The organism is Paenibacillus sp. FSL K6-1122 (assembly GCF_037977015.1).
GTDB lineage: Bacteria > Bacillota > Bacilli > Paenibacillales > Paenibacillaceae > Paenibacillus > Paenibacillus amylolyticus.
Genome location: NZ_CP150272.1, coordinates 4315980 through 4333148, shown reverse-complemented (window position 1 = coordinate 4333148; position 17169 = coordinate 4315980). Strand labels below are relative to the sequence as shown.

Annotated in this window: 14 protein-coding genes; 12 read left to right on the top strand and 2 right to left on the bottom strand. The window is 44.0% G+C overall.

Annotation, left to right across the window (positions count from 1 at the left end; all coding sequences use genetic code 11):
• Positions 1 to 56 precede the first annotated feature (56 nt).
• Entirely contained in the window at positions 57 to 1079 is a 1023-nt protein-coding gene (locus NSQ20_RS19425) for a hypothetical protein (RefSeq protein ID WP_340030635.1), read from the bottom strand.
• 272 nt (positions 1080 to 1351) lie between these two features.
• On the opposite strand from NSQ20_RS19425, the gene NSQ20_RS19420 reads away from it, so the two are divergent.
• From NSQ20_RS19420 to NSQ20_RS19405, 4 genes are all read left to right on the top strand, one after another.
• Entirely contained in the window at positions 1352 to 2206 is an 855-nt protein-coding gene (locus tag NSQ20_RS19420) for a PRD domain-containing protein (protein WP_036613466.1), read from the top strand.
• 132 nt (positions 2207 to 2338) lie between these two features.
• A complete protein-coding gene (locus NSQ20_RS19415; RefSeq protein WP_340030634.1) occupies positions 2339 to 4258 on the top strand; it encodes a beta-glucoside-specific PTS transporter subunit IIABC in 1920 nt (639 codons plus the stop codon).
• A gap of 49 nt (positions 4259 to 4307) precedes the next feature.
• A complete protein-coding gene (gene ascB / locus NSQ20_RS19410) occupies positions 4308 to 5771 on the top strand; it encodes a 6-phospho-beta-glucosidase (RefSeq protein WP_017687861.1) in 1464 nt (487 codons plus the stop codon).
• A 168-nt stretch (positions 5772 to 5939) separates the two neighbouring features.
• Positions 5940 to 6506 (top strand): hypothetical protein, encoded by a 567-nt coding sequence (locus NSQ20_RS19405; protein WP_253501119.1) that lies wholly within the window; start codon positions 5940 to 5942, stop codon positions 6504 to 6506.
• A gap of 24 nt (positions 6507 to 6530) precedes the next feature.
• On the opposite strand, the gene NSQ20_RS19400 is transcribed toward NSQ20_RS19405, so the two are convergent.
• Positions 6531 to 7400 carry an AraC family transcriptional regulator gene (locus NSQ20_RS19400; RefSeq protein ID WP_340030633.1) on the bottom strand — a complete coding sequence of 290 codons (870 nt, stop codon included), beginning with the start codon at positions 7398 to 7400 and terminating at the stop codon, positions 6531 to 6533.
• 134 nt (positions 7401 to 7534) lie between these two features.
• Between NSQ20_RS19400 and NSQ20_RS19395 the strand changes: the two genes are divergently transcribed.
• The 8 genes from NSQ20_RS19395 to NSQ20_RS19360 all read left to right on the top strand — a co-directional run bounded on the left by NSQ20_RS19395 (position 7535) and on the right by NSQ20_RS19360 (position 16846).
• A complete protein-coding gene (locus tag NSQ20_RS19395) occupies positions 7535 to 10255 on the top strand; it encodes a family 78 glycoside hydrolase catalytic domain (protein WP_340030631.1) in 2721 nt (906 codons plus the stop codon).
• 114 nt (positions 10256 to 10369) lie between these two features.
• Positions 10370 to 10852, top strand: coding sequence for a putative immunity protein (locus NSQ20_RS19390; RefSeq protein ID WP_340030630.1), 483 nt, complete (start codon positions 10370 to 10372; stop codon positions 10850 to 10852).
• Positions 10818 to 11357 carry a GNAT family N-acetyltransferase gene (locus tag NSQ20_RS19385; RefSeq protein ID WP_340017730.1) on the top strand — a complete coding sequence of 180 codons (540 nt, stop codon included), beginning with the start codon at positions 10818 to 10820 and terminating at the stop codon, positions 11355 to 11357. The genes NSQ20_RS19390 and NSQ20_RS19385 overlap by 35 nt, the downstream gene beginning before the upstream one ends.
• 140 nt (positions 11358 to 11497) lie before the next feature.
• Positions 11498 to 12586 (top strand): acyltransferase, encoded by a 1089-nt coding sequence (locus NSQ20_RS19380; RefSeq protein WP_340030628.1) that lies wholly within the window; start codon positions 11498 to 11500, stop codon positions 12584 to 12586.
• A 167-nt stretch (positions 12587 to 12753) separates the two neighbouring features.
• Complete coding sequence (locus NSQ20_RS19375) at positions 12754 to 13314, top strand: AAA family ATPase (protein ID WP_340030627.1); 561 nt, start codon at positions 12754 to 12756, stop codon at positions 13312 to 13314.
• A gap of 57 nt (positions 13315 to 13371) precedes the next feature.
• Positions 13372 to 13677, top strand: a complete 306-nt coding sequence (locus tag NSQ20_RS19370) for a hypothetical protein (protein WP_340030626.1) — start codon at positions 13372 to 13374, stop codon at positions 13675 to 13677.
• A gap of 224 nt (positions 13678 to 13901) precedes the next feature.
• Positions 13902 to 14741 (top strand): PRD domain-containing protein, encoded by an 840-nt coding sequence (locus NSQ20_RS19365; protein ID WP_036613486.1) that lies wholly within the window; start codon positions 13902 to 13904, stop codon positions 14739 to 14741.
• Positions 14742 to 14908: 167 nt separating this feature from the next.
• Positions 14909 to 16846 (top strand): beta-glucoside-specific PTS transporter subunit IIABC, encoded by a 1938-nt coding sequence (locus NSQ20_RS19360; RefSeq protein ID WP_340030625.1) that lies wholly within the window; start codon positions 14909 to 14911, stop codon positions 16844 to 16846.
• Positions 16847 to 17169 lie beyond the last annotated feature (323 nt).

The following is a 17169-nucleotide window of genomic DNA, read 5'->3' as shown; positions in this document are numbered from 1 at the left end:
ACGGCTCGATGCCCGGAAATCGGAGCTTCAAGCCGCCTGTTTTTTTATTATGTAAATTAGTTTCTTACCCCTTTTGAAGGAATGGCTTCAAACGAATAAAATGCGCCTTTTGTATTGATTTTACCGATAAGCGTCGTGGCTCCTTTTTTCGTGAAGGTGTACTCGTTCTCTTGGATACGAACGGAATAACCTTTTAGCTCAATACCAAATATAGATCTGACTGTAGGTACAGCGATAGATAGTGCTTTGTTTTTGCTGAGCTTGGGCTTAGCAAAAGACTTTTTGAAATCAGCATCATTTTTCCAGTCGATACCTAATTCGTTGGTGACTTTCCATACCTTTCCGGTCTTGCTGCCGATATGTACGTAATTTAGATTGTCGTCATCCCTATACTGCCATAACATATCTTTTCCTTCTACGGTAAATAAGGTGTAATCAAAAGCTTTTACTGAGGGTATTCCAAGTGTTTTGAGTGAATTTCGTGCTATGTTTGTCATCCAGGCATAGGAATCATCGATTTTATATTGCAGAATTGCCGACATTTGATTATCTTTGTCCACATCGATGTAAAGTTGTTGACTTGGTCCAAAGATGACCCAGTAGTTTTGGAGTAAATGTCCATGGTCCTGATCATTGGCTTTGAAACGCCAAAAACCACTTTTAATGAAGATATCTTCATCCTCAAATGTTTTTAAGAAGGCATCAAGCTTCAGGCGCAGCGCATTATCCATGACTTTATTGAGATCAGCGGTATCATACATGATAAGGGTGGACGCGACATGATTTGTATCAGGATCGTATCTTTGTGTGAAATCTGCGAATCCAGTTCCATCTATAGTTCCGTTAATGACCCACGGATCAAATGATGTGTCTATTTTGATGAATTGAATGTTCTGTTTCCCCACGAGTTTAACTAGTTCATCACTCAAAAGTTGTTGTGTCTTCCGATCCAGCTGGTCAGCGGACATGTAATTCTCTATTAACGAGAGTTCATTGGATTTTGCGGCCAAGGTGGGCGGCGCTGATAACAATAGCGAGATGGCAGCAATGACGGCGGTAAATGAAGTGATTTTTTTCAAAGTGAATCCTCCTGATTAGTTTGGGTCATATTATTAGATATCAAAGGGTATATCGCATTTCAACATAACATAAAAGGTAAATGTTTCATATGATCTAAAAAAGTGGAATAGAGCGGTATTATTTTTGGGTTGACACCGTTTTCAGGTTATGATAAATTATATCTGAGGCTTGTTACCGGTAATGCGGGCAAAACCACTATGGAAATGATTTTATTATTTCTGTTTTGGTTTTGCCCTTTTTTATTCCTCAAAAAAAACCAGGTGGGTCCATAATGATTATTAAACAGATATTTAATAACAATATTGTCAGTACCGTGGATGACAAAAATCAGGAACTACTGATCCTCGGCCGGGGAATCGGATTTAAGTTCAAAGCAGGCGATGAGATTGATGAAGAGCGGATTGAGAAGGTATTTCGTCTTCAGGATGCATCGATTTATGAGAAATTCAAATCCATCGTAGCTGAAGTGCCGATTGAGATTCTGCAGGCAACAGATGATATTGTGACACTGGCACGAACGCAATTGAACAAAACCATCAGTGACGGGATCTATGTCTCGCTGTCTGATCACATTCACTTTGCTGTTCAACGCTTGGAAAAAGGAATGATTACTCGTAATCCACTTTCTTGGGAAGTTCAGCACTTCTATAAGGCGGAGTACGATGTGGCCAGAGAAGCACTGACCTTGCTGAAGGAAAGACTGGATATTGAGTTTCCCAAAGATGAAATCTGTAATATTGCCTTGCATTTCATCAATGCGGAAGTCAATGATTCCATGAACGATGTCACCCATCTGATGCAGCTGTTGCAGGAGATCATGAATATCATCAAATATCACTTCAACGTCGAATTGGATGAAGATAGCGTCAATTATTTCCGCTTCATCACCCATTTGAAATATTTCTGTCAGCGTGTCATTACCCATTCTTCACATGATGATGCTGAGGAGTATTTATATGAAGTGGTTCGGAAAAACTATCCGGAGACATTCAAATGTATTGGCAAGATCGAGACTTTTATCCATAAGAACTATCAGTATGACATGACTCACTCTGAGCAGTTATATCTAACGCTCCATCTGGAACGTTTGATGAAAACCAAGCGGGACGAGAAGTCCACGCAATAGAATCAAATTACAACTGGATATCCTATGGGCTTGTTACTGTTCAATCAGGCAATACCCGAATGAGATGGCGCCATCCATATGCGCTAGATTCGTTCGGGTATTTTTTATTGGAAAAATGAGGAGGAAAACATCATGAAACATCAGGAAACGGCGCAGGAAATCATTAAAGCCGTTGGGGGAACAAACAATATTAACTCAGTTTATCACTGCGTCACACGTTTGCGCTTTGATCTGAAAGACAACGAGAAAGTCGATAACGGCTCACTCAAGAAACTGGATAAGGTCATGGGAACGAATATTTCCGGCGATCAATTCCAAGTCATTATTGGTAATGATGTGGCAAAAGTATTCGATGCCATGGTGAAGGAAAATCCGGCAATCCAGCAAAGTACAGAAAACAAAGAACCAAAGTCGGATAAAAAACAAAATGTCGTGCTGAAAATTTTTGAAACAATCGCAGGTGTCTTTGCCCCGATGCTTCCAGCGATTACTGCGGCAGGTATGCTCAAGGGATTACTTGCACTATTTGTGTCCGTAGGTTGGATGTCTGCTGGAACGGATACGTATCGTATTCTTTCAGCAATTGGTGACGGCGTATTCCACTACCTCCCTTTACTGATTGCAGTCAGCGCTGCTCGTAAATTCGGCAGTAACCCGTTTGTCGCGATTGCACTAGGTACGGCACTCATGTATCCAGACATGACAGCATTGTTATCTAGCGGTGAATCGGTTGGATTTTTGGGAATCCCGGTTACGGCTGTAAGTTATGCTTCATCGGTTATCCCGATTTTACTCGCTGTATGGTTGATGTCCTATGTTGAGAAATGGGTTGACCGCGTTATCCCTGCTGCGCTCAAGCTGCTGCTTGTGCCGCTGATTACCTTACTTGTTATGGTTCCGGTAACGCTGATTGCGATCGGTCCATTGGGTACATTTGTAGGTAGCGGATTGTCTGGCGGTATCAACTGGCTGCTGAATGAAGGCGGATTGATTGCAGGTATTGTTCTTGGCGGCGCGATGGCGCTCATTATTATGACAGGAATGCACTATGCACTTGTGCCGATCATCCTGAGTAATATCGCTACACTGGGCTTTGATAAATTCTTGCCATTGACCTTTATCTCCAATATGGGTCAGGCTGGTGCAACACTCGGCGTATTCTTCCGGGCAAAAGATAAAAAACTCAAAACCGTGGCATTGTCAACGAGCTTCACCGCACTCATGGGTGTAACGGAGCCGGCTATGTACGGCGTAAATATGAAATACAAAAAACCATTTGCCGCAGCCATGATTGGTAGTGCAGTGGGTGGCGGATTCGCCCTTGCTTTTGGCGCGAAAGCGTATGTGCTTGCGGGTAACGGTGGTCTCCCGGGACTTCCTTCCCTGATCGGACAAACCTTCTGGTATTCCTTTGGGGGTATGATTTTGGCCTTTATCGTGGGTGCAATCATGTCTACGATATTTGGTATCAAGGAAGAAGAAGGAGACGCAGAGGCGTTGGCTCAATTCTCACCGGGTGCTTCTACAGCACCAGCGAAAGATGTTTCCAACGATGCTGCAACCGTAAATGTGGACGACATGGGTGATCCAACACCAACGAGTGATGTAGTAGCTGTTGCACCGATGACAGGTAAATCCATCCCGCTCAAAGAAGTCAACGATCCAACATTTGGTGATGAGTTGATGGGTAAAGGTGTGGCATTTGTTCCAACGGTGGGCGAATTGGTTTCTCCTGTGACAGGTACCATCATGAATGTGTTCAAAACAAAACATGCGATCGTTGTCCGCAGTGATAACGGAATGGAATTGCTGATTCATGTTGGAATTAACACGGTGAAGCTGCGTGGACAGTATTTTGATGCACATGTTGCTACAGGAGCACGTGTACAGGCTGGAGACAAGTTACTCACGTTTGAACTGGCCGAGATTGCAAAAGAATACGACATCACAACCGCTATGGTTGTTACCAATACGGCTGATTACAAGCAGGTTCTACCTGTGAAATTGGGCGAAATCACGATGGGTGAAGACGTCTTGAAAGCTGAGATCTAAACTGTCCGTCTTAGGACTAACAATATCAACAAAAGAAGGAGAGATACGAATGATTAATCGACAAGGGTTTCCGGAAGGTTTTCTATGGGGCGGCGCTATTGCCGCTAACCAGGCTGAAGGTGGATTTGACGCTGGCGGCAAAGGATGGTCGACAGCCGACATGGTTCCTTATTTTGAGAAAAAGGACTACACCAACCTTAGAGAACTGATGCATGTTACCAGTGCAACGGTTGAGAAAGCAATGGCACATCATAGTGCAGAAGGTTATCCGAAGCGCTACGGGATTGATTTTTATCACCGTTTCAAAGAGGATATTGCGCTGTTCGCCGAGCTGGGCTTCAAGACATTCCGTCTGTCCATCAACTGGCCGCGTATTTTCCCGAATGGTTATGATGCCGAGCCAAATGAAGAGGGATTGCGTTTCTATGACGAAGTGTTCGATGAACTCCGTAAATACGATATTGAACCGCTTGTAACACTCTCGCATTATGAGATGCCTATGGCGCTTGTCCTCAAATATAACGGCTGGGCTGGCCGCGAAGTGATTGGACACTTTGTGAGATATGCGGAAACCGTGATGAATCGATACAAGGACAAGGTAAAATACTGGTTGACGTTTAATGAGATTAATACAACCATTATTGAACCGTTCACAGGTGGCGGTATTATTGAAGACCGGGTTGAGAACACGATGCAGGCTTCTTATCAGGCACTTCATCATCAATTTGTAGCCAGCAGCCTGGTGACAGAGAAAGCACGTCAGATTAACCCGAACTTCCAGATCGGATGTATGCTTGCGCGTATGATTCACTACCCGGCGACATCGAAGCCAGAGGATGTGCTGCAAGCACAGATCGATAATCAGCTGAACCTGTTGCATACGGATGTACAAGTTCGTGGTAGTTATCCAACGTTCATGGCTCGGTATTGGGCAGAGAACGGGATTACGATTGCCATGGAACCTGGGGACGAGCAGATCCTGCGTGAGCACACGGTTGATTTCATCTCGTTCAGTTATTACACATCCTTGGTGTCCGCAGTGAACCCAGAGGAATATGGAGTAACTGGAGGTAACCTGTACAGTACAATTAAGAACCCGAATCTGGAGCGTACAGAGTGGGGCTGGCAGCTTGATCCGATCGGCCTGCGCGTTGCACTGAAAGAGCTGTATGACCGTTATCAACTGCCATTGTTTGTGGTAGAGAACGGCCTTGGTGCCAAAGATACCGTTGAAGCAGACGGTTCCATCAACGATGATTACCGGATTGATTATCTGAGAAAACATATTACACAAATGAAAGAAGCCGTTATGGACGGAGTGGACCTGATGGGATATACCAACTGGGGAGCGATTGATATCATCAGTGCATCCACTTCGGAAATGTCCAAACGTTATGGCGTGATCTACGTGGATCAGGATGACAACGGACAAGGCACATTGAATCGGTATAAGAAAAAGAGCTTTGGCTGGTACCAAAAAGTCATTGCCTCGAATGGCGAGAACTTGGAATAGATTAATCTATATAGGCACCCCGGGCGTAGCTGGTATTACGGCGCCGGGGCGCCTTTTTAATATAATCAGGTAGAATTTTCATCAACGTTATTGGCATTTCAAGGTAAAAAAGATGACTACATAACATTCTGGATGGTATACTGTGTTCGTATTGGGGGAGGGATAACCATGAAGAAGCCTATTATTGCTGTAGATATGGATGACACGATATGTCATCTGGTCAAGCGGGCTATATATCACAACAACCTCAACTTCCCGACCCATCCGTTGCGCTACGAGGATATGATTCATTGGGATACATCCCATTTGCGTCATCCAGAGAGCACGCATGATGTATTTTATGGTCGGCCGGGTCTGTTCGAGGAATTGGAGTTATACGACGAGTATGTTGTAGATGAGATGCGAAAGCTGAACGATGCTTATGATGTTATTGTTGTGACGGCAGCAGAACCAAGAACAGTTGTTGAGAAGTGGAACTGGCTTCAGCAGCATATGCCTTTTATAACCGCAGAACAGTTTATTACATGCAAAAGAAAAAACTTGCTCGGTTTCGATCTGCTCATTGATGATGGAGCACATAACCTGATCCCCGCGCATGAGGACGGCAAAAAGGTCATCTGTATCCCACATCCGTGGAATATACAGGAGCGTGAGCAATACAACTTTCCGTTGATGTCTTCATGGAAAGAGGCCAAGGCTTACATAGATGAAGTGTTACAAGTTGTTGGTGTCTGAAAGTAAATCTTATTGTCCAGAGTGCTATGCTCTGGATTTTTTGCGATAGGCGAGAGGTGTTTCACCTGTTATTTTTTTGAATGCAGCATAGAATGAATCCATATCCCGATATCCAACCAGCTCTGCAATCAGACTGACTTTGTGCTGTGAACTCTTTAGAAGTTCGCAGCTTTTTTGCATACGCAGGTGTTGCAGATAGCTGCTAAAGGTCTGACCGGTATGTCGCAGAAACATTCGGCCAATCTGTTTTTCGCTAAAGCCCGATACACGTACCAGATCAGACATCCGAATACGAGTGCTTACGTGTTGTTTGAGATAATGAAGAATGTAATCAAAACCGGTGGAATGATTCTCTTCATCATGTTCCTTTTGATAAAGTTGTCTGTAGGTCATCAATACCAACTGGCTTACCAAGGTGTATAACATGGTAGACGAACCGATCCCCTGAACAGAGGATTCACGATATAGCTTCACCATTAGTTCTTCAATCCGGTCGTTGTGATCCACAACGGATATATAAGGAACCTGATTTTGTTCCAGATCCATCAGATGTTGAATGATTTCTTTTTCCTGAATGATTGCTGTCAGCGTGTGGATCAATTCAGCATTAAATAAGCAATTATAAATAATTAACGGATGCTCGGTTACGTTGGTGCTCACAGGACGAAAGACATGAGGAACGCCGACAGGAATGACAAACAGCATCCCCTTTGTCACCGGAATGACATCTTCACCGATATGATGAAAGCCCTTTCCTTCGGCAACGTAGCTATATTCAATAAAATCATGTGCGTGAAAAGGAAGGACAAAATCTTCAGAGCAACGATTGACAAAAAGTTGCAGATGATTATGCAGAAAGTATTCACTTTTCATGAGTTGTACAGATGAATTCACAAGCAACCTCCTCGCACAGATGGCTGAATCACCGGATGAAATAGTCCTGATTACCGGGTATTTAGGGCAACAGGATCGATATAATTATATCGTAACCCCGAATGGGAAGCCAAGATGGAAAGGACGATCTGCTAATGTTCAACGTTAGTCACCTTCGCTGTGAGTATAGAATTAATCCGATAGGCCTTGATGTCAAATCACCGCGTTTAAGCTGGCAGCTGCAATCCGATCGTCGGAACTGCATGCAATCCGCTTACCAGATTCAGCTGTCATTGACGGAAGATTTTGATGGAATTGCATGGGATTCTGGCGAGATAAGTACGGATCAATCCATACATGTGGAATTAAACCATTTTCAGCCTTCTCCACAGACGCGATACTATTACCGGATTCAGGCATGGGATGATGCAGGAAGTGATTCGGGCTGGTCCGAATCGGCTTATTTCGAGATGGGACTTATGGATAGTCATAACAAGTGGCAAGCAGAATGGATCACAGCTCAACCATCAGATGATGGAGATACGTCATGCCCGCGTATGCGCAAGCAGTTTAATGTGAAACAACCTGTTACTTCTGCCCGCATATATGTTACAGCACTTGGATTATACGAGTTGCATATGAACAACACAAGAGTAGGAGAAGATTATTTTACACCTGGTTGGACCTCTTATCGTAAGCGATTACAATATCAAACCTATGATGTTACCCACCTGCTTCAGGATGGACAGAATACTTTAGGTGCTAATCTGGGAGATGGCTGGTACCGAGGATATCTTGGCTGGAACAAAGAACGGGAGATATTTGGTTCAACGTCCGCATTGCTGCTGGAACTGCATATGAAATACGCAGATGGATCAGAGGAATGTATTATATCCAATGGGGATTGGACCGCTGCTCCTAGTGCCATTCGTATGTCGGACATCTATATGGGGGAGACGTATGATGCACAAATGGAGTCCGACTGGTCGGATTCATCTCAGACGAATTGGTTACCCGTGAACGTACTGGAACATCCCAAAGATATCATCGTTGCGCAGGAGAACGTCCCCGTCACCCAAGTCGAGCAGCTACAGCCAATCGCTTTGTTAACAACCCCACAGGGAGATCGTGTAATAGACATGGGGCAGAATATGGTGGGATGGGTGAGATTCAGCATTCAAGGTGAAGCAGGTCAGACGGTTGAGCTGCACCATGCTGAGATATTGGATCATGAAGGCAACTTTTACACCGATAATCTTCGCGCCGCCAAGCAGTGTATTCGCTACACGTGCAAGGGGGGTGGCGTGGAATCATTTGAACCGCATTTTACGTTCCAAGGGTTCCGCTATGTGAAGCTGGTTGGCTTCCCGGAACACGTTCGTCTGGATGAATTCACCGGAATCGTACTGCACTCGAATATGGAGCAAACAGGTCAGTTCTCATGCTCCAGTCCGCTGGTGAACCAACTGCATCACAATATATTATGGGGGCAAAAGGGGAATTTCCTTGATGTGCCGACAGACTGTCCACAGAGGGATGAACGGCTCGGATGGACCGGGGATGCACAGATGTTTGTCCGCACGTCCTCCTACCTGATGAATACGGCTCCCTTCTTCACCAAATGGCTGCGGGATCTGGAAGCGGATCAGGGAGAAGATGGAGGTATTCCATTCTTCGTTCCAGATCTGAGAGGTTCCACCTCAGAAGGGTGGGGAGACACCAGTCATTCTTCCGCCGCTTGGGGGGATGCAGCAGTTATCTGTCCTTGGACCATCTATGAGATGTATGGGGATGCCAGATTATTGGCCGAACAATATGAGAGTATGAAGCAGTGGATCGAGTATATTCATGTGCAGGGTGACAATCCGTATCTGTGGAACACGGGATTCCACTTTGGCGATTGGCTGGGACTGGACTCCAAGCCTGATAGTTATGTTGGCGCAACGGACACGGATTATGTGGCATCTGCCTTCTATGCCTATTCGGTGTCGTTAACTCAAAAAGCGGCTGAGGTCCTTGGAAAGACAGATGATGCTGAATATTACAAGCAGTTGCACACAAACATTGTTCATGCGTTTAGAAATGAATTCGTGACTCCAGCCGGCAAAATTGCTGTTCCTACGCAAACAGCACATGTTCTTGCGCTTCAATTTGACCTGCTGGACGCGACTGCCCGAACTCGTGCTGTTGATCAATTGGCGAAACTCGTGAAAGAGGCGGGCAATCATCTTACTACAGGTTTCGTAGGCACACCTTATCTGAATCCGGTATTGAGTGATGCAGGTCTTCACGACCTGGCATATACATTACTTTTTCAAGAGGATTATCCGTCCTGGCTATATCAGGTGACTCAAGGCGCAACGACCGTCTGGGAACATTGGGATGGGATCAAAGAGGATGGCAGTCTCTGGAGTGCTGATATGAACTCATTTAACCACTATGCGTACGGAGCGATTGGAGAATGGTTGTATCGTTACGTTGCCGGCATTCGGTCCGATGAACATCAGCCAGGATTCCGAATGGTGCATATCGAGCCGCAACCCGGACCTGGACTGGATTGGGTGGAAGCGAGTCTGGAGACGATGTATGGTCAAGTTGCTTCAAGCTGGCACCGGCTGGCGGAGGGTGAAATGGAGATTAGGGTGCATATTCCCACCAACACGAGGGGGACGGTACGTCTTCCTGGAGCAGGTGCACAGATCGTTCTGGAACAAGGGAAACCGTTGGATCAGATAAGTGGAGTTCAGGATATTCAAAACATTGGAGACGATGTTGAAGTCACACTTGGATCTGGGAGTTACCAATTTACGTACAAAGACACGGATGCGAAAAAGGATCGGGATGTTCAGGAGGCTGCATTGACAGAGTCCGTATAATGATAGAATAAGTGGTAAGATGTACACTTGAAGAGGATCTGCACACACGCAGGTCCTTTTTCGAACTTGTTGAGAGTAAATTTGTAGTGTTTGAACAATGAAAGGAGCATGACCATGGCAAAACCTGCATTCAAAGATGCGCCTTTGCGCCGCGAAATAGAGGATTTGGCTAAGCAACAGAATCACCATACATTGGCCTGTTGGGCTGCGGAGTGTGCGGCACGTGTCTTGTATATATTTGAGAAGAAGACGGAGGATCTCCGCGCCCATGATGCCATTGATGCAGGAAGAGGTTGGATCCGTGGAGAGATTGCCATGGTTGATGCACGAAAGGCGGCTTTTGCAGCTCATGCTGCTGCACGGGAAGTCGATCATGTCGCTGCCTCTGCTGCATCTCGTGCGGCGGGACACGCAGCTGCAACGGCCCATGTCAAAGGCCATGCGGTACATGCCGCAACCTATGCAGTGAAAGCTATCTTTTATGACTCTTTGATGGAAGAACAAGAACGTCGTGTCTTGGAAGAGAGAACGTGGCAATATCAATATCTGTTGGGAGGATGTAATGATCATGGGGAAAGAACACGTGAGATTAATTAAACCATCAAAAGCCTATAAGGATGCGTATTTGGCATTTTATGAAGACTGGGTCAGAAGTGGAGAATTGATGGTTCCTTGGATCATTTCCAAAGATCCTTATGCGTTCGATGAGATGTTGGCATTTTTGCAGCGTAATGAACAAGGGATCGACATCCCGGAGGGCTGGGTCAAAGACAGTACATATTGGCTGGTCACGGAGAGTCAACAAATCGTGGGTGCTGTGAATATAAGGCATGAGCTTAATGATAAATTGTTCAACAGTGGAGGACATATTGGATATGGTATTCGTCCAGGAGAGCGGCACAATGGCTATGGTTCCGAAATTCTCAGGCTTTCTTTGGAGAAAACGAGAGAGCTTGGAATTTCCAAAGTATTGGTCGTATGTGATGCGGTTAATGAGCCTTCCAGAAGGGTTATCCTTCGAAATGGTGGCATTCGGGATGAAGACTATGTGGAGTCCAATGGCAACGTTGTTGAACGATTCTGGATAGAGAATGTCGAATAATGCAGAATAATGATGAAATAAAACGAAAATAATATGGATTATGATTGTATTACCCTCGTGTGCTGATTAAAATGAAGCATAGAATCTGGATTGCGGCCGGAAACTATCATCCCATATCAGGCACAAGTGAGGTTATCTTTATGAATCAACCGGTTAATCGGCCCCGGCGAATTGAGTATCTGGATCTCTTTCGTGCTTTTGCCATCATGGCAGTGGTAGCAATTCATGCAACTTCAACAGCAGTTGCGCATTACCCCAAGCATACATTAGATCATGATGTGTATTACTTCTGGAACACGTTTTTGCAATTTGCCGTTCCAGCGTTTCTGTTCCTGTCATCCCTGGTCTTGTTCTACAACTACAGCTCCAAGGTGAATGAGAAAGGTTGGATGCTCGCTTTTTATAAGAAGCGTTTATTTAATGTATTTGTTCCCTATGTGGTGTGGTCCCTTATCTATTTTGCCATTAAACAGTTGCTTGCGGGCAAAGAACCTTTGACCCATAGTGTTCAATTTGCCAAACAATTAGTGATGGGAACCGCTCATACGCACTTGTACTTTTTTCTGATTATTCTTCAATTCTATGTCGTTTTTCCATGGCTTCTGTCCCTTACACGCCATCGTTTGTTTAATCGGTACTTGCCATTATTTTTTATTGCGGGCCAAGCGATCTTCTATGCTCTACATTTGCAGTTTCACTTCGAACGGACAGGAAGTTTGTTACCCAGTTATCTGATCGTGATTGGATTTGGCGCATGGGTTGGGTTGAACTTTGAGTGGGCATTGAACAAACTGTATACTCACCGTTATGTGCTCATAGCTGCGTTGTTAGGTGGAGGTGCCATTTTTATATATGGTAATGCTTATATCAAAACCACTTTTGCTGCATACCCGGTTATTACCTATACCGTGCTGTTCCTGTTCCGAAATCTGTTTACCTTGTCAGCCTGCCTGCTCCTGCTGATTTTTAGTGAACGAATCGGCACAGGAAAACATACCGAGGTTCGAAAAGCTACGCGTATTCTGGACTCCTTGGGTACAGTTGCGTTCGGTGTATTTTTAATGCACCCACTTGTACTGCTCTTCTGGAGACGTGAATTCACAGATGACCTGGCTCGGCACTTCAGTGTGGGCATCATTCTATCTTATGTTGTGGCGCTCCTGATCTCATGGATCTGCGCAATGGGATTGCGCCGGATGAAGTGGGGATGGGTACTGATTGGACGTTAAGTTAGAATAAATATATTTAATTAAAGATAAGAGTTTTCAAGCCCTCACGCGTTGAGGGAATCACTTGAAACCTCTTTTTTATTTGCCCTAATGAAGGTATTATAGAGTTTAATGTCCATAAAATTGAATTAATGGAATGAACACTACCTTGTCAGGAGTGATCGAAAATGAAATTAGTGATTATTTTTGGCCCACAGGCTGTGGGCAAAATGACGGTGGGGCAAGAACTGGAGAAGATAACAAAGCTAAAATTGTTTCATAACCACATGACCATTGAATTGGTGTCTCCTTTCTTCAGCTATGGCACACCACAAGGCAAAAGACTGGTGAGTCTGTTCCGGCAGGAGATTTTTGAAGAAGTGGCAAAGAGTGATTTGCCGGGTCTGATTTTTACATTTGTATGGGCTTTTGACCTGAAGCAAGACGGAGAGTACATTCGTCAAATCAGCGAGTTATTCGAATCTAATGGAGGACAGGTCTGTTATGTGGAACTGGAGGCTGATGCATCGGAAAGACTAGAGCGCAATAAAAGTCCGCATCGTCTGTTACATAAACCAACAAAGCGTGACATTGCGTGGTCTGAGCGAGATTTGCTAGATACGATGAAGCTATATCGATTGAATTCGGAACCGGGAGAAATCATGCATGAGCACTACATAAGGATTGATAACACGCACAAGAGCCCGGATGAAGTGGCACAGTTAATTCAGGAACGATTTAATTTGTAATCTATGAAACGTTTATCTTAGCAGAGAAGATACATTATATGAGAGGGGCATTACATCATGTACTTTGTTTTATTTTTGCTCATAGGACTTGTTTTATGTTATCTGATCCCATTCGGTCCGATTTTGGCCGGGGGCATTATTTTTGCGCTTGTTGTAGACCAATACCGCCAGACGATGCATATGCGTGAAGATATCCGGGATATCAAGAATCATCTGGGCCTAATGAACAAAGGCGAGGCGCAAGAGTACGAGTTGGATAAAGAATACACTCAAGTTGATCGTTTGGATTCAGAAGAAATGAACATGATTAATCGAAGGATTGAAGCGGAACTGGAGAAAGACAACAAAAACAATAAACCGTGAATCCCTGTAAAATAATTCTTGATTTGCTCACTCCTGTGAGTATATTTACCTAGATCAGGAGTCATGCTAATTCGATATTAACTTTTTGTTGCACTGTGTAGAAATATGTAATATTATGAGGGAAGCGCGTACAACATATCGGGTTGTAACTGTTGAATCAGGCAAAGCCGTATACCTTGAGAAAAGGGATTGGTTTGTCTTTTTCTGTATATTGGAGTGATAAAGTGAAAATCGAGAAGGTGCTGAACAATAATGCTGTAGTTGCAATGAATGACGAACAGGAAGTTATTATCATTGGCCGGGGGATTGCTTATCAGAAGCGGGCGGGTGATATGGTTTCCGAGCAGCATATCGACAAGATATTTACTTTACAGAATGAAGATATTCAGGAAAACTTCAAGGCATTAATCTCAAGCATTCCTCTGGAATACATGAAAGTATCCGAGGAAATCATCGCTTACGCCAAATTAAAACTTGGCAAGAAATTAAATGAGAGCATTTACTTACATCTCACAGACCATATTCACTTTGCCATTGAGCGGTATCGCAAGAATCTGCCCATACGCAACGGTTTAATCTGGGAGACAAAGCAGTTATACAAAGAGGAATATGAAGTCGGAATGGAAGCGCTCAATATGATCTGTGATCAGTTTGGTGTGATCTTGCCCGAGGACGAAGCCGGTTTTATGGCACTTCACTTTGTCAATGCAGCTTTGAACGAGGAAATGCCCAACATCAAGAGTATGACGCAGGTCATGCAGGAAATCTTGACAATCATCAAGTATCATTTCAAGATTGATTTTGATGAGAACTCACTGACATTTTATCGCTTTGTGACGCATTTGAAGTTTTTCGCCCAACGTTTGGTGAAGGGAAAACATTACAAGAGCAACAACGATGATGAACTGTTCCTGATGATTCAGAAAAAGTATCCGGCAGCACACAAGTGCTCGGAGAAAATTAAGAAATTCATTGAAAGCAACTACACGTATCAACTAACTGACGAAGAATTAATGTACTTAACGATCCATATTGAGAGAGTTGTGAATGCAACTTCTGAATAATCCCATAGATCAGCTTGCAGGGTTGCAACCACAAGGGCAAAACCTGAACGCTTGAATGACAGAACATACCGTTAACCGGATGTTCCATACATTCAGATGTTCAGGTTTTTTTATTCTCTCCAATATGCTCCGAATCCGTGTCTAGCCAGAAAGGAAGAAAAGACTTCATGAAACACGAACAATTAGCCAAGGACATTCTGTCAGGTGTTGGTGGAAAACAGAACATTAACAGCGTGGTGCACTGCGCGACCAGACTTCGTTTCAAATTAAAAAATGACAATAATGCCAAAACAGACGAACTCAAAAATTTACCTGGAGTTATAACGGTAATGCAAAGTGGGGGGCAATACCAGGTCGTTGTGGGTAACGAAGTGTCTGATGTCTATAAAGCCTTGTTACAGGTGGGTAATATGAATACGGATGAACCGGTCTCAAGTGATGATTCAGAATCTTCCGGTAAAAAAGAGAGTCTTCTGGGTCAGTTTATCGACTTGATCTCAGGTGTATTTACACCCATTCTCGGATTGCTAGCTGCAACAGGGATGATCAAAGGTTTCCTGTCCATGTTTACTTCTCTTGAATGGTTGGACCCGGCTTCAGGAACATATCAATTGTTGAATGCTGCAGGAGATTGTCTGTTCTACTTCTTCCCAATCTTCCTGGGTTACACAGCTATGAAAAAATTCGGTGGATCTCCATTCCTCGGGATGGCCATCGGAGCATCACTAGTATATCCGACCTTATCCGGTCTTAGTGGTGGGGAACCGCTCTATACGCTGTTTGCAGGCACATTGTTCGAATCACCGATTCATATCACGTTCCTGGGTATTCCCGTTATCTTGATGAGTTATTCCTCATCCGTCATTCCGATTATTATTGCTGCTTATTTTGGAGCAAAGGTTGAAGCGTTCTTCAAAAAGATCATTCCATCTGTTGTGAGAACGTTCCTCACGCCATTCTTTACAATTCTGATTGTTGTCCCTGTAACATTCCTCTTGATTGGTCCAATCGCGACATGGGCAAGTCAACTGATTGGTGCCGGGGTATCGGGCATCTATGACTTGAGTCCGTTGGTAACCGGTGTTGTTGTTGGTGGATTGTGGCAAGTATTGGTGATCTTCGGGTTACACTGGGGTATCGTACCAATCATGTTGCTCAATCTGTCTACACTGAAAGCAGATCCGATTCTGGCCATGATGTTTGCTGCTTCCTTTGCTCAGATTGGTGCCGTTCTTGGCGTTATGCTTAAAACGAAAAATACCAAACTCAAATCACTGGGTGTTCCTGCCTTTGTGTCCGGGATTTTTGGTGTAACTGAGCCTGCTATTTATGGCCTTACTTTGCCATTGAAAAAACCATTTATTATGAGTTGTATTGCTTCTGCAACCGCTGGTGGTATTATTGGATTTGCAGGTTCCAAAATGTTTGTATTTGCTTCAGGAATCTTTGGTGTTCCAGCGCTGATTAGTCCCACAGAGGGGATCAACTATGAATTCTGGATGGCCATGATTGCCACTATCATTGCTTTTGTACTAGGTTTTGTTCTCGTTTATTTTGTAGGATTCAAAGATCCTGCTAATCCAGAGGCTGCCAAACAGGCTCCAGAGCCAGTAAAAGAAGAGAAGGCTGCACTTGAGCCTAATCCAAACAATCGCTACGAAATTGCCAGCCCGATGACGGGTGAGGTGGTTCCTTTGCAAGAAATTAATGATGCTACATTTGCTGGTGAACATATGGGTAAAGGGATTGCTATTCGCCCAACCAGTGGGAGAGTTGTATCCCCGATTAATGGTGTGGTACAGACGATTTACCGTACCAAACATGCAATTGGACTTGTAGATGATCAAGGTGTAGAGATTCTGATCCATATCGGTCAGGATACAGTACAGCTCAAAGGTCAACATTTCACTGCACATGTGAAAGATGGGGATCGTGTGAGTGTTGGCGATCTGATCGTTGAATTCGATCTGCAGGCCATTATTGAGGCGGGATATGAGACCGTAACACCGATTATTGTAACTAATACGGCTGATTATTTGGACGTGGTTGCTACAACAAGTCGTGAAGTGCAAGAAAAGGATAAATTGGTTACGGTTATAGGTTAATTCTGCTTTAGTGCGTATTTTATTAATGTGAACGTTAAGCTATATAGAGACCACTTTGATGTTTTCGAAGTGGTCTCTTTTTTTCATTTTCGGTCACTCCAATGTATTTGTGAAATTAATAAAAATAAGTGTTGCAAACGTAGTTCAGATGTACTATGATGAGTTCAAGAAGTAAGCGCATACATTAATCGGATTGTAACTGTTCAATCAGGCAATGCCGACCACCCTCAGTTCAGAGGGTATGGAATGTAACTTACTTTCGTTATCCAAATAATTAAATACCAATGTGTACAGCCTTACAGGGTTGCAACCGTTAAGGGCAA

Excerpts from the sequence above, each read along its gene's own strand:
- NSQ20_RS19405 (WP_253501119.1), top strand. The coding sequence starts at position 5,940 with ATGAAGAAGCCTATTATTGCTGTAGATATGGATGACACGATATGTCAT.
- NSQ20_RS19380 (WP_340030628.1), top strand. The coding sequence starts at position 11,498 with ATGAATCAACCGGTTAATCGGCCCCGGCGAATTGAGTATCTGGATCTC.
- NSQ20_RS19420 (WP_036613466.1), top strand. The coding sequence starts at position 1,352 with ATGATTATTAAACAGATATTTAATAACAATATTGTCAGTACCGTGGAT.
- NSQ20_RS19385 (WP_340017730.1), top strand. The coding sequence starts at position 10,818 with ATGATCATGGGGAAAGAACACGTGAGATTAATTAAACCATCAAAAGCC.
- NSQ20_RS19415 (WP_340030634.1), top strand. The coding sequence starts at position 2,339 with ATGAAACATCAGGAAACGGCGCAGGAAATCATTAAAGCCGTTGGGGGA.
- NSQ20_RS19390 (WP_340030630.1), top strand. The coding sequence starts at position 10,370 with ATGGCAAAACCTGCATTCAAAGATGCGCCTTTGCGCCGCGAAATAGAG.
- NSQ20_RS19360 (WP_340030625.1), top strand. The coding sequence starts at position 14,909 with ATGAAACACGAACAATTAGCCAAGGACATTCTGTCAGGTGTTGGTGGA.
- NSQ20_RS19395 (WP_340030631.1), top strand. The coding sequence starts at position 7,535 with ATGTTCAACGTTAGTCACCTTCGCTGTGAGTATAGAATTAATCCGATA.
- NSQ20_RS19370 (WP_340030626.1), top strand. The coding sequence starts at position 13,372 with ATGTACTTTGTTTTATTTTTGCTCATAGGACTTGTTTTATGTTATCTG.
- ascB (WP_017687861.1), top strand. The coding sequence starts at position 4,308 with ATGATTAATCGACAAGGGTTTCCGGAAGGTTTTCTATGGGGCGGCGCT.
- NSQ20_RS19375 (WP_340030627.1), top strand. The coding sequence starts at position 12,754 with ATGAAATTAGTGATTATTTTTGGCCCACAGGCTGTGGGCAAAATGACG.